Raw genomic sequence first — 14,583 nt, forward strand, 5'->3', positions numbered from 1 at the left:
ATTGTTCTTTTTATCCTAATAATCAACCCATAGGAAAGTGAGCCACCTCCTTGCCATAAAGAGTCTCATCTCTACGCTAGCCTCAAAACGCATGAATACCCACTCACGCAACCAGTTTACCCTCAATGCCGTCTGTATTATGGTGTTAAACCTTTTCAGTCAACCTCTATATGCAGAAGAATATGCAGAGTTTGACGCTGCCTTTTTAAAAGGCAATGCAGCCGCTGAAAAGATTGATGTTAGCCGTTTTAGCCATGGTAATGCCACTCCTGCTGGCGAGTATATCGTCGATGTATATTTAAACAACAACCCTATTGGTCGTCTAAACACCGTTTTTGCAGAAATACCACATCAAAATACCACTGGGCTTTGTGCGACCGATACTCTTATCAGTGCGATGGATTTACGAGAGGAAGTGGTAAACAAAGACACATCAACCGACTCTGCTTGTACATTTCTCACTACACTCATTCCTCAAGCTAAGACCTCTTTCAATATGACCGATTTACGCCTAGATATTGAAATACCTCAGGCCTTGATTACGCAACGTCCACGGGATTATATCTCACCATCACGCTGGCAATTTGGCAATACTACTGCTTTTGTGCGCTACGATGCTTCTCATTATCGCTATAAATACGATAAGTATGATTCACATCAATCTTACCTCAGTATCGATGCTGGGGTAAATCTCTTTGGCTGGTCGATTCGCCATCGAGGTAACAAAACTTGGATTCCGGGCTTTAATACCAAATATCAAAATATTTCCACCTATGCACAGCATGATATTCCAGCCTTGCGTGCTCAATTAAAACTGGGGGATTTTTATACCAGCGGTACTTTAATGGACAGCCTCTCTTTGCGTGGAGTGCAATTAGCATCGGATGATCGCATGCTAGCACCCTCACTACGTGGCTATGCCCCTACCATACGCGGTGTGGCCAATAGTAATGCTCGCGTGACTATACGCCAAAAGGGGGTGATATTACGCGAAGTTACCGTGCCAGCAGGTCCCTTTGAAATTGATGACTTATACCCTACAGGCTATGGTGGCGATTTAGAGGTGGAAGTTCAAGAAGCCAATGGTGAAAAACGTACTTTTAGCATACCTTTTACCTCTACCGCTCAACTTGTTCGCCCTGGCTTTGCAAAATATAGCCTTTCAGTAGGGCGTTACCGTGATATGTCCAAACTGTACAATACTAAAGTGGCTCAGGCTACCTTACAGTATGGATTGACCAATGATATTACTCTGAATTTGGGTGCGACTTTCGCTAAAAACTACCATTCGGAGCTTGCCGGTGTATCGTTTAATACACCTATAGGAGCATTTGCCAGTAACGCCACTTTCTCTCATGCAAAAATTAACAGGAACACCTACAAGGGGTATAGTTTGTCGATAAACTACAATACCCGTATCGAAAAAACCGATACCAATGTGACCTTGGCTGCCTATCGCTACTCTTCGCGAAACTATTATGGTGTGACGGATGTTATCTATGCTAACGAAGGCTACCCTGTGTATGACGAGTATGTAAGGCATTATGGACTCATAACACCCATCGGTCTTCGACCCAAAAACCAATTCCAAGTCTATATCAGTCAACGTCTAAAAGATGATTGGGGCTACCTCTATGCCAGTGGTTCTACCTATGCGTATTGGGATACCAAAGAAAAACAAAACCAATACCAAATTGGGTATAGCAATAGCTATAAATCAATCAACTACTCTATCTCCTTTTCTCAATCCAAAAACAACTGGGGAGAGAAAAATACTGGCGTATATTTAAGCTTATCAATCCCTTTAGGCAAAGACAACCATATGCAATTATCGCAAACCCTCAACCACACACGAGAGGAGGGTTTTGCTAGCAACACCTCCTTCTCACACACTTTAGGAGAAAATAATCAATTTAGCTACGGAGCTTATGCAGGCAAACAACGTCATAGCACAAACTTTGGGGTGCATGCTAACTACACGAGCTCCATTGCCCGTATCGGTGCCACATGGAGTCATGGCAATTATCGTGATACATGGGGCTCAAGCACCAATCAACAAATGTCATTTAATGTGTCTGGGGCAGTGGTGGCTCACGCCAAAGGTATTACCCTTGCTAATGATATAGGCGATACTTTTGCCATCGTCCATGCCAAGGGGGCTCAAGGTGCCAAAATCAATGGCGGAGTAAACAATACCATCGACTACTTTGGTAATGGTATCGTACCTTACCTAGAACCTTATGCAGTGAATTATGTAGGTATAGATACTTCCAATATTGATGATAAAGTGGAGTTGTCTGCAACCAATCAAGAAGTTATTCCACGAGCTAACCAATCTGTTTTAGTAGATTTTGAAACCAAAGTCGGCAGTGTGGTGTTCTTTGAAATTACAGGGACTGATGTATTGCCACCTATAGGCACAGAAGTCTTTGATGACCAAGGAAATGCCATGGGTATTGTTGCTCAAGGAGGACGTATTTATACCAGAGCAGCAGCAGACAAAGGACGACTCTCTATGTCATGGGGTGATAAACAATGCACATTTAACTATACCCTACCTGAACAAGAAGACAGTAGTAGACCTATGATTGTGCCAGTGCAATGCGACGCATCCGTGAGTAAATAAACGTATCGAATAAAGAAAGGAACTAACAATGCCCTCCCCCCTAATACCTATACTAACAAAACTTAGTGATGCAGTACGGTTTACCTCACTTATATGTTGTGTCGTGCTAGGCATAACCTCTTCAGCCCAAGCGGCACTGATTAATATTACTTTACCTCTTGGTTTGGGACAAACAACGACTACCTTAAAGTATGAGAGACAAGTTGACTATGGTAGTCTATATTATCTTCGCATGACACGAGAGAATAGAAGCATCAAAACCATTCCGCAGACTGTCAGTTATACATTTACCGACATCAGCCTTCTAACTAAACAGCATTTTACACAAGTAGGCTGGGCACTGAGTGTACCTAGCAAATATCAGCTACAAACAAGTGACTATGGTGATGTTTATGTTGACACTGCTAGTCCTAATATCGGTTTTATTATCAATATAAATGGAGCCCAAGCTAGCGACAACATCATTGGTTTAAATCCTATCGTTAGTGCTGGAGAACAGACAATCTCTGCCACTGTCAGCGTAACCGCCGTGCAATTACGGTTAGCGAGCATCACACCAGACAAATGGATAGCACCCAGCTTTGAATTTGATTTAATTCCTGTTGCAGGAGATAATCAACTGTCTTCTGCTTCATTGAATATTGCTGGCTTGTTAAGCATTCTTGGAACAAGCTACAAAAAGTCGCATATTAGCACAGAAAATTTGACGAACTGGTATACGAATACAGCTTATGTCAGTTATTGTTTTACACCAGGTTCTTTTACTCCAGATAAAGTCTATACAGGTTCTAAACCATTAGATAAAGTAGTTAATTTACCGCCTCAAACCGCTAATCAATTTGATGAACAAGGAAATTCCTTAGTTTCTGCTACCTTCACACTCGATGTAGAAAATTGCGGTGCATTAAATGATGATAAGGACACATTATGGATAAATGATGTCAAAGAGGTATATGTCACCTTTGCTGATGTTAACAATAACAATAATTCAAGCGATATTCTCACAAACACAGGGACAGCAAAAGGGGTAGGCTTTAGAATCTATCCAGAAGGCTCACCTCAATCTGTCCACTATACCCCTACTGGCACATTGATATATGGTTTTCCTGGAGGAAGTCACCCCATGAAAAGCAATGGTCAAGCTACACAAATGGAGTATGTTTTGGGGGCCGAAGAAACGCGTAAAGGAAATTGGAATCTTCAACCGTTCACCATGCGCCCAGGATCTGCCTCCAAAACTTTTCGCGTATTTTATGCCAAAGACCCATCCCAAGGAGCAACCGTCACCCCTGGTACAGTGATAGGGAAAGCCACATTCACTTTCTCCTATCAATAAATTTTAAATTCCCCTACCATGAAATATGGGTGTTTCAGCATTCCTTTTGGTTTGAATGAAATACCCATTTTTTATACCGCTAACAAACGACAATATGTTTCTGCTTACCTGTGTTGAGGTTTATCTGATTAAAAAACAACGTTGTCACTCAACTCATTTCTTTGCAATACTCTATAATAGAAGATTCGTATTTATTTTCCAGCTATTATCCTTATGTTTAACCCTACTCGAGACCAAGTGCGTGAATTCTTTATGAATACATGGCAAAAACATCAACAAAAAGCGGTTCTCACCCCGATTGAATCCATCGCACTTAAATGGATTTTGGAGCATCCTGAATACCAAGCCTTGTTATCATCAGAAGAAGCCAAGCAGATGGATTTCACGGTTGGTGGAGGTCAAGTCAACCCTTTCTTGCATCTTTCCATGCATCTTGCAATTGAAGAACAAGTATCCATTGATAGCCCACCAGGGATTAAAGCCATTTTCGAACAGCTTTCCGCACGCCGTAATCCACACGAAGCGATGCATGAGATTATGGAGTGCTTGGGTCAGGTTATTTGGGAATCTCAGCGACTTGGAACTCCGCTGAATAATGATCTCTATATTGATTTACTGAAAAAACGGCTTTCCTAGCTAGCTCTCGTCAGTTACCATGTTTAAACTCTTTTTACTTTTCATTCTATCTATGTTGTCAACAACGAGCCTTGCCATCACTAAAATTCAAACTATAGAGGGTATCACTGAATACCAGCTTGAAAATGGTCTTCAAATTCTTTTGATTCCTGATGCCTCCAAACCCAGTATGGCTGTTAATATGACTTACCGTGTAGGCTCTCGCTATGAACAATATGGTCGTACAGGCATGGCACACTTGCTTGAGCATTTGGTCTTTCGTGGAACAGCTCAATATCCGGATGCATTACAACAATTTTCTCAAAAAGGTTTGAGCGCCAATGGAAGTACTAATCAGGATAGAACAAACTACTATGCTATTTTTTCTGCAAGTGATGAGACTTTAGAATGGTACCTACGCTGGCAAGCAGACGTAATGCAAAATATCACTATTGCCGATGCCGACCTAAAAAAGGAAATTGACATTGTATTAAATGAGCGAGAGCGTTCACAAAATGACCCTATGCAGGTCCTCTATGAGCGTCTCAAAGCCACTTCCTATCAGTGGAATAATTCTGGCATGGCAATTATTGGGGCCCCCGATAATCTTAAAAATATGCGAGCAAGTGAGTTACTTGCTTTTTATCATCAATACTACCAACCTGACAATGCCACTCTCATTATTGCAGGACAGTTTGATGAAGCAAAAACACTACAACTTGTTGATAGTATTTTTTCCCCTATCGCTAAACCTACTCGAGTACTGCAAATACCTGACACACTTGAACCCGTACAAGATGGCGAACGTTTCATTACTTTAAGACAGACTACAGGACAGCCCTTTATTGCTAACGTCTACCATATTCCTAGTGCTGCCAGCCGTGATTTTGTGGCACTTGATATGGCAGTAAATATGCTGAGCGACCATCCTTCTGGAACCATTTACCGTCACTTGGTACAAGAACAAAAATTGGCAACTAATACTTTTGGCTCCACTGATGCACACTACCAAGGAGGCTTGGCATTATTTGGTGCACAATTAAGCAAAAATGAGGATATAGATGCTGCACAACAAGCACTCAATCAATTAGTTGAAAACCTTGCTACCCACCCTTTTAGTGAAGAAGAGTTAAAACGCTCCCGGACTTATTGGCTTAATCAATGGGAAAAACTCTATGCAAATACAGAGTTATTGAGTATAGGACTTAGTGAAGCAATCGCTGCAGGTGATTGGCGTTTATTTTTCTTAGAACGTGACTATGTAAAATCATTGACCCTAGCACAAGTACAATCTACTGCTGAGAAGTACTTTATCCCAACCAATCGAAGCACAGGGCAATATATTCCTACAGAGAAAGTGGTGCTAGCCCCTGCCACAACTCCTCCAGATTTAACAGCTTTATTAGCCAATTACCAAGGCAATGCAATAAGTCAATCTGTCGCCGCTTTTGACACGTCCGCCGATAATATTCAGGCACATACCTTACATGGTTCACTGACCTTGGACAATGGCATTATTCATTATGCCTTACTCCCCAAACCTACACGGGGCAACCGTGTCTTTGCTAATTACCGCATCAAATTTTCGCAGTTAGAGAAACTTGCTCATCAAGCAACACTGTCTAGTTTTGCAGCTAGCTTAATGATGAGTGGAACGACCTCTCTCTCACAACAAGATATTCAAGACAAAATTGATGCCCTTAATGGAACTCTTAGTTACCATATCAGTGCTAACCAGCTTGTTGTGACACTCTCCACCACACAAGATTATCTAGCTGATTTACTGGCATTGAGTTTGGACATAATCCATGAGGCCAATTATCCTGAAGAAGAGTTTCAAAATTTTGTTGCGCAGGTGAGACGTGCTATTAAAACAAATAGTGAAGAACCTGGTGCCAAGGCTGCCCAAGCTTTAAATCGTTATTTGAGCTCATTTCCTGCAGATGATTTTCGCTACGTATTAACACCAGAAGAACATCTTGCAGCACTTGATGCGATTACACGAAAGCATTTAATTGAATTTAACCGTCAAAACTTCGGCGCAGGGAATATTGATATTGCAGTGGTCGGACGGTTTGAACCACAGACAGTGCTTGATATATTGAGTGACAGAATAAGCTCATGGAAAAAAGCACCTGAGTACCATTATATTGCTGACCCTTACGAAGACTATCCTAGTAAAGAATTTATTTTACATACACCCAACAAGCCTAATGGAGTGTTCTTGGGAAAATTATTACTTCCAATCCAAAACACCCATCCAGACTATCCGGCTTTAGTTATGGCGAACTATTTGCTCGGGGGAAGTGAAGCATCACGTCTTTTTCAATCTATTCGTGCAGACAAAGGGCTATCTTATAGTATAACTAGTCACATAAATGCCTCTTCTTTTGAGCCATCTGCTGAATGGACTATTCAAGCAATTTATTCTCCCTCTAACCGTGAGGCCATCAAGAAAACCCTTGCAGATACAATTAACTCCGTTCAGCAATCTGGTTTTACTCAGGAAGAGTTGAATAAGGGGATTCAAGCTGTCATCAACCTACGCGCCCTCTCTCGCTCTCAAGATAGTGCCCTAAGTGCAACTTGGCTAAGATACTTGGAAAGTGGGCGTGACTTCACTTGGCATAAACGCATGGAAGAGAGTTTTAAATCACTAACACTTGAACAAGTGAATGCGGCAGCTAAGAAGTACTTAAACTTTAGCAAAATGAGTAAGGCATTTGCAGATAGTCTGTAGTATTGCAAAGAGTCGCAATATAAATACCTACAAAGTGCCAATGAACTCAGTTACTCTCCATCATATACTCTAAAAAAAGCCCTAGCCATTACAGCTAGGGCACAACAAACCCGAAAAGCACTCCTTGTACTTTCCATTTACGGAGGTTTATAAGAATCTTTCAGTGCAAGCGTCTCCTACCCCTCCGTGCACCTATAAAAACACATACTGAACAATCTGGCACCGTTATTATTGGATACTATTTATGGAACAGCTGCCAAGTAGGTTCTGATTTAATAAAAAACGAGTAATGGGTTTCCTCTCCTATCTGTTTTATCGAAACACCAACTAAAGACCAAAGTACTACCAGCCCAAGTATTGCCATTAGCACATTATGTAATACACGCATATTGATTTCCCTTCTGTCAATCTAAAAGTATTTGTCTTATTGGTCAAACCCATTACTCAAAACTTATTTTAGGCACCATCGTGGTGTACTTTTTATAGCGACACACCGATATGCGACTTTACCAAACTACCTCTTACGGTTTGGACATTGTGCACATACATGGGGGCATTGTTCTAATGCCTGCTGCATACTACACACGGAACGCTTACAAGCAACGATAGGAATATTTTGCTTCTCTGCTGCCGAACGAAATGATTTCATTACATTGTGACCAAGAAAGTCCGTTAATAAAATCAATAACTGTGTTCCACTGGGTAAAGACAGATTTTTTTTCTGATGAGCAGGATCACGCCCGGTGATATGCTTGTTAATCTTAATATTGTGTGCTTTTAATACGTCTGGTAGATTACCTAAACGGTCTGCACCTACTACAACAGCGTTCATTGCTAATTCCATAGCAGTCTCCATATTTAACAATAATGATATTCTAAATGAGAATTATTATCATTTCAATAAATTTTTTCTATCATTGGGGAAATCCACTATTTGCGTTGTAAAATGAACTCTATATAATTTAAACAAACGTTCGTTTAATAATCTTTTTGATTTATCCATCACTATGACTAATAAGCTACGGAAATCTGACATTACCAAGAAAAACATCCTTGATGTAGCCGAGCGTCTTTTTGTTGAAAAAGGACCAGAAGGGGCTTCCATGCGTGATATTACACATGCAGCCAATGTCAATCTAGCCGCCGTAAATTACCACTTTGGCAGTAAAGATGAATTAATCATCGCAGTCATGAAACGTCGCCTTGGTGCAATTAATGCAGAACGGCTACGTCTACTAGATGAACTAGAATTACAAGCAAATGGCAAGCCAATTAAACCTTCAGCCCTAGTAAACGCCTTTTTCGGTTCTCTACTTGCTCATGCTGGTGACGAGCAGCATGACGGAGGGATTTTCCTACGCTTACTGGAGCAGACTATGGTCAATCCTAGTAGCTTTATTAGTGCTATTGTGGCCAAGGAAAATGCTCTTGTGTTTGAGCGCTACAAACAAGCATTTTTTAAAGCCATGCCTGATGTTCCTGAAGAAGAAATTATTTGGCGCTTCCAATTTATGTTGGGAGCTACCTCATATGCCATTTCTGGCATTAAAGCATTATTAGAGGTTACTGAGCATAACCCTGTTAATTCGGCCAAGTTATATGATCACTACGACCATAAACTTAAGCCTCGTTTATTGAGTTTTATATTAGGAGGACTCCGTGCGCCTTTACCAGAATTTGAAAAACTTTCGCAAGTATAAAATCAGCCGTGATTTATTGAAAAAATTCTCGGCGGTCATGCCTTCTATGTCATCCACCGAAAAAGATGCTATTGAGGCAGGTACTGTATGGTGGGATGCTGATTTGTTTAGTGGTAAGCCTGATTGGAATAAGTTTATCAATATTCCAAAACCTACCCTCACCGCAGAAGAGCAAGAGTTTATCAATACACATGTCAAAAAAGTCTGCGCCATGGTGGATGATTGGAAAATCACCACTCAGGATTATGACCTTACGCCAGAGACTTGGGACTATATCAAGAAAAATAAATTCCTTGGCATGATTATCCCTAAAGAGTATGGTGGCTTAGGCTTCTCCGCATTTGCTCACTCTGAGGTCATGACACAGCTGTCTACGCGCAGTTCAGCACTTGCTGTATCAGTTATGGTACCAAACTCTCTTGGGCCTGGCGAGTTACTTGCACATTATGGTACTAAAGAACAAAAAGACTATTATTTACCACGTCTAGCAGATGGTTTAGAAATTCCCGCTTTTGCTCTAACTAGCCCTTGGGCTGGCTCTGATGCTGCGGCTATCCCTGATACGGGTATCGTATGTAAAGGAGAGTGGAACGGTAAAGAAGTTCTCGGCATTCGTGTCTCATGGAACAAACGCTATATTACACTAGCTCCTATTTGCACCATTCTCGGTTTGGCATTCCATCTCTATGACCCAGATGGTTTATTGGGTGATAAACATGATGTAGGCATCACTTGTGCCTTAGTACCTCATGACCATCCAGGTGTGGAAATTGGTCGCCGCCATTTTCCTCTCAACACTGCTTTTATGAATGGTCCTACCCGCGGTAAAGATGTCTTTATCCCTATGGATTTTGTTATCGGTGGTGTGGATATGGTAGGTAAAGGCTGGCGAATGCTCATGGAGTGTTTGGCAGCAGGCCGTTCTATTTCGCTTCCCTCATCAAATGTCGGCATATCTCAACTAGCTATGCGCACTGTTGGCGCCTATGCACGTATCCGTAAACAATTCAATATGAGTGTAGCGCGTTTTGAAGGAGTCGAAGAGGTACTTTCTCGCATGGCAGCCAATACTTATATGATTAATGCCACTCGCATCATGACTGCAGGTGCTGTTGATTTAGGCGAAAAACCTGCTATTCTTTCTGGTATAGCAAAATATCATGTAACAGAGACAGCTCGCAAGATTGTCAACGATGGTATGGATGTCATTGGTGGCAAAGGTATCTGCTTAGGTCCTTCTAACTTTCTTGGACGAGGTTATCAACAAATACCTGTCGGTATTACCGTCGAAGGAGCAAACATTCTCACACGTAGTTTAATCATCTTTGGCCAGGGGGCTATTCGTTGTCATCCATATGTACTACGCGAGATTCAAGCAACCCAAGAAAAAAACAAAGACTTTGCACTAGATATGTTTGATGAGGCACTCTGGGGACATATAGGTCATGTCTTTAAAAATATGGGACGTACTTTACTCTCCAGTCTTATTGGTTCTACCTGGACTTCAGTCAAAGCAGATGTTGCTCCAGAAACTCGCATTTACTATAAGTACATTAATCGCCTCTCAAGTAATTTTGCACTCATGGCAGACATGGCGATGGCAATTTACGGTGGCAGTTTAAAACGTCGTGAAAAAATTTCTGCCCGACTAGGTGACGTTTTATCACATATGTACCTAGCCACGGCAACATTAAAACTCTACGAAGATCAAGGGCGCCAGCGAGAAGATTTACCAATGGTACGCAAAGCGGTACAAGAGCAACTTTATCTTGCTCAAGAGGCTTTATTCTCCATCTATGCCAATATGCCCAATCGATTTATCGGCACAACATTGCGGCTAATTGGTTTTATGTGGGGACGTGTATTTAAGAAACCAGGAGATTATCAAGACCGTAAGATTGTTGAGAAAATCATCAAACCTTGCCCCACTCGTGACCGAGTGACTGCAAATTGTTATATTCCTGAAAATCCTGATGAGCCCGTCACTGCTATTGAAAAAGCACTGGTGGCGACCATTGATTGTGAACATCTTGATGCACGTATGCGTCGCGATGAGAAAAACGGCTTCTTCAAAGGTAATACCAATGTCAATGTCCGCGATATTTATGAAGCGGCATTTGAACATGGGCGCATATCACAAGAAGAATATGAACTCATTAAAGAACGCAACCGTTTGCGCGATAAAGTTATCCATGTCGATGATTTCCCTCGCGACTTACGTGACCCTCGTGCCTTTATGCAAGTTAACTCATAAAAGGAGACACCATGTCATTTAAACCTGTTTATATTGTAGATGGTGCTCGTACACCATTCCTGAAAATGAAAGGAGGACGTGGTCCGTTCTCTGCTGCTGATATGGCTGTACAAGCAGCACAAGCCGTGATGTTACGCCAACCATTCAAAGCATCTGACTTATCAGAAGTTATTGTGGGATGTGCAGCACCTACTCCTGACGAAACCAATATCGGCCGTGTAGTAGGGCTTCGTGTAGGCACTGGTCATAAGGTTCCTGCTTGGACTGTCATGCGTAACTGCGCTTCTGGAATGCAAGCCATAGACTCTGCTATCGCTAATATCCAAAGTGGGCGTTCAGAATTAGTCCTTGCTGTTGGAACAGACGCTCTTTCTCGTGCACCATTACTCTTTTCTGAAAAAGCAGTAGATTGGTTGGCGCGTTTTAATAGTGCCAAATCTTTAGGTCAAAAACTCAGTGCATTCAAACAATTTAAACTCAGCTACCTATCCCCTGTTATTGGTTTACTAAAAGGGTTAACCGACCCTGTTGTAGGTATTTCTATGGGGCAGACCGCCGAGAATTTGGCATATAAATTTTCTATTACTCGCCAAGAGATGGATGAATATAGTGCTCGTAGCCATGACCGCACTATCAGAGCAAAAAATAACAAAGGCTTTGTTGCAGAACTCGTCCCTATGATTGATGCTAAAGGCAATCTTTACCAAGATGATGATGGTGTTCGTGATGACTCTACGGTTGAAAAGCTAGCCAAACTTAAACCTGTATTTGACAGACCTTCTGGCAACATCACTGCAGGCAATAGTTCTCAAGTCACTGATGGTGCAGCAGTACTAATTTTAGCAAGTGAAGAAGCCGTCACAAAATGGGGATTAAAACCTATAGCAAAGATTGTAGATACCCAATGGGCAGCATTAGATCCTAGTGAAATGGGATTAGGTCCTGTACATGCAACGGCACCTATTTTAGAGAGACATCAATTTGGCTTAGACGATATTGACTTGTGGGAAATCAACGAGGCTTTTGCGGCACAAACGCTAGCTTGCTTGCGAGCTTTTAACGATGAAGAATATTGTCAAACTCATTTTGGTCGTCCTGCCTTTGGGGAGTTAGACCAAGAGAAGTTAAATGTAGATGGTGGTGCCATTGCCATTGGACACCCTGTAGGGGCTTCCGGTGCACGTATTGTCTTACATCTTGTGCATGCCCTCAAACAGCGTAATCTCAAGCGTGGCATAGCAAGTATTTGTATTGGTGGTGGCCAAGGCGGTGCTGTATTAGTAGAACTTATCGAGGAGTAATCACATGACTAACGAATTAACGCTTAAGAACTGGACATTACTTCGCGATGATAGAAATATCGCTCATTTAGTAATTGATTGTCCTGACCGTTCGATGAATGCATTAGCCAGTGAAGTGACTGCTGAATTGGCTCAGGCACTTGATTATCTAGATAGCCACCGTCCGGCTGGCTTGATTATCCGCTCGGGCAAAAGCAATGGTTTTATCGCTGGTGCTGATGTTAATGAATTTAGTGCTTTTGAAAAAGACCCTAGTGCAGGTAAAACATTAATTGAACGTGGTTGGCATTTATTCGAGCGTTTAGCCTCCGTTCGCTATCCTACCTTAGCCCTCATTCATGGTGCCTGCTTGGGTGGAGGTTTAGAGCTAGCATTAGCTTGCCGCTATCGAGTGCTTGTCGATAGCCCTAAACCTAGCTTAGGTTTGCCTGAAGTGATGCTGGGCATTTATCCTGGCTGGGGAGGTGTCAAACGCCTACCTGCCCTAATTGGAGCACAAAAGGCTATGGATATGATGCTCACAGGTCGCAGCTTAGATGCTCGTCGGGCAAAGTCGTATGGCCTGGTAGACTTAGTTGTCGCTCCTCGTGTAGCACTTAAGACAGCACAAGACTATGTATTATCTGGCAAACCTACCCGCCATGCCAAAGGATTAGGCAAATGGCTCAACACAGGTCCACTGAAAAAAATTGTTGCCAATAGTGCACGCAAACAAGTTAAGAAAAAAGATCCTATGGGGCATTATCCTGCTCCAATGGCAATTATTGATATTTGGGAAAAACACAACGGTAATGGTCTTGCAGATTTATCAATTATCCAACACTTATTGCAGTCTGACACCACAAAAAACCTTATCCGTGTATTCCACTTGCAAGATCGTCTTAAAGCCTATGGCAAAAAAGGAGATGCTAAAGCAATTAAGCATGTCCATGTGATTGGAGCTGGCGTGATGGGTGGTGGTATTGCTACTTGGTGCGCACTACAAGGATTAAAAGTCACTGTACAAGATACAGACTATGGGCGTATTGCAGGTGCATTGAAACAAGCAGCATCCCTATTCGCTCGTAAAGACCGCCTCACCGCCCAAGCTGCTCGAGATAATTTTATCCCTGACCCACAAGGCAATGGGATTGATGATGCGGATATTATTATTGAGGCCATTTTTGAAAACCTAGATGCCAAACAAGCTCTTTATAAACAAGTTGAGCCTCGCATGAAACCAGGGGCAATCTTGGCAACTAATACGTCTAGTTTATCATTAGAGGCATTGCGTACTACTCTAACTCATCCAGAGCGTTTTGTAGGGGTACATTTCTTTAATCCTGTATCAAAAATGCCGTTAGTTGAAGTTATTACTGCTGATGGTATTGAGGAAGAAGTGATTAATCAGGCATGCGCCTTTGTAGGCCGTATTGGTAAACTCCCTCTATTGGTCAAGGATACTCCGGGATTCTTAGTGAATGCTGTTCTTGTTCCCTATATGCTTGAGGCAATGCGCTGTGTCGACGAGGGTATTGCTCCTGATGTAATTGATACTGCAATGTTGAAATTCGGTATGCCGATGGGACCAATTGAGTTAGCAGATACAGTAGGCTTGGATATTGCCATTGCTGCAGGTTCTCAACTAGCTGGTGAGGGTAATTCAGTACCTGAATGCTTGAAGCGTTTAGTAGATCAAAAGAAATTTGGTAAGAAATCTGGTGAAGGTTTCTATGTCTGGAAAGATCGCCGTGCTAGTCAATATAGTGATAAGGATATTCCAGAGAATTTGGCTAAACGTCTTATCACACCATTCATTGCCAAGGCACAAGAGCAACTTGATAAGGGTATTATTGAGGATGCAGATTTAGTTGATGCAGGCATGATTTTTGGTACTGGTTTTGCACCATTCCGCGGAGGTCCATTGCACTATAAGCAATCTATTTCTGTGTAATTTGGTATAGAACTTCTTGACACATTATGGTCACTACAGACTATATTGCTCATGAAATATCAGAGAGTTCTAACAGCA

The 14,583-nt window shown here is 41.9% G+C and carries 9 protein-coding genes; 8 read left to right on the forward strand and 1 reads right to left on the reverse strand.

Annotated elements, in window-relative coordinates; all coding sequences use genetic code 11:
* Positions 1–91: 91 nt before the first annotated feature.
* The 4 genes from HKX40_RS03360 (at position 92) to HKX40_RS03375 (ending at position 7,317) form a co-directional block, all read left to right on the forward strand.
* The gene (locus HKX40_RS03360) at positions 92–2,626 is read left to right on the forward strand and encodes a fimbria/pilus outer membrane usher protein (protein WP_171588158.1); all 2,535 of its coding nucleotides are present in this window, start codon (positions 92–94) and stop codon (positions 2,624–2,626) included.
* A 103-nt stretch (positions 2,627–2,729) separates the two neighbouring features.
* Positions 2,730–3,962 carry a fimbrial protein gene (locus tag HKX40_RS03365; protein ID WP_171588159.1) on the forward strand — a complete coding sequence of 411 codons (1,233 nt, stop codon included), beginning with the start codon at positions 2,730–2,732 and terminating at the stop codon, positions 3,960–3,962.
* 213 nt (positions 3,963–4,175) lie between these two features.
* Positions 4,176–4,598 (forward strand): DUF1841 family protein, encoded by a 423-nt coding sequence (locus HKX40_RS03370; RefSeq protein WP_171588160.1) that lies wholly within the window; start codon positions 4,176–4,178, stop codon positions 4,596–4,598.
* Between the two features lie 52 nt (positions 4,599–4,650).
* Positions 4,651–7,317 carry a M16 family metallopeptidase gene (locus tag HKX40_RS03375; RefSeq protein ID WP_171588161.1) on the forward strand — a complete coding sequence of 889 codons (2,667 nt, stop codon included), beginning with the start codon at positions 4,651–4,653 and terminating at the stop codon, positions 7,315–7,317.
* Between the two features lie 514 nt (positions 7,318–7,831).
* Here HKX40_RS03375 and HKX40_RS03380 read toward each other — a convergent pair.
* The gene (locus tag HKX40_RS03380; RefSeq protein ID WP_171588162.1) at positions 7,832–8,161 is read right to left on the reverse strand and encodes a DUF2325 domain-containing protein; all 330 of its coding nucleotides are present in this window, start codon (positions 8,159–8,161) and stop codon (positions 7,832–7,834) included.
* Between the two features lie 163 nt (positions 8,162–8,324).
* Between HKX40_RS03380 and HKX40_RS03385 the strand changes: the two genes are divergently transcribed.
* From HKX40_RS03385 to HKX40_RS03400, 4 genes are read left to right on the forward strand one after another with little or no spacing between them, the layout of a single operon-like run.
* Positions 8,325–9,017, forward strand: a complete 693-nt coding sequence (locus HKX40_RS03385) for a TetR/AcrR family transcriptional regulator (RefSeq protein WP_171588163.1) — start codon at positions 8,325–8,327, stop codon at positions 9,015–9,017.
* Positions 8,977–11,271: an acyl-CoA dehydrogenase gene (locus HKX40_RS03390; protein ID WP_425500434.1), complete on the forward strand. Its 2,295-nt coding sequence runs from the start codon at positions 8,977–8,979 to the stop codon at positions 11,269–11,271. Before HKX40_RS03385 ends, HKX40_RS03390 begins: the two co-directional genes overlap by 41 nt.
* A gap of 11 nt (positions 11,272–11,282) precedes the next feature.
* Positions 11,283–12,572, forward strand: coding sequence for an acetyl-CoA C-acetyltransferase (locus HKX40_RS03395; protein WP_171588164.1), 1,290 nt, complete (start codon positions 11,283–11,285; stop codon positions 12,570–12,572).
* 4 nt (positions 12,573–12,576) lie between these two features.
* Positions 12,577–14,505: a 3-hydroxyacyl-CoA dehydrogenase NAD-binding domain-containing protein gene (locus tag HKX40_RS03400; protein ID WP_171588165.1), complete on the forward strand. Its 1,929-nt coding sequence runs from the start codon at positions 12,577–12,579 to the stop codon at positions 14,503–14,505.
* Positions 14,506–14,583 lie beyond the last annotated feature (78 nt).

This window comes from Pelistega europaea (assembly GCF_013133775.1).
Lineage (GTDB): Bacteria > Pseudomonadota > Gammaproteobacteria > Burkholderiales > Burkholderiaceae_B > Taylorella > Taylorella europaea.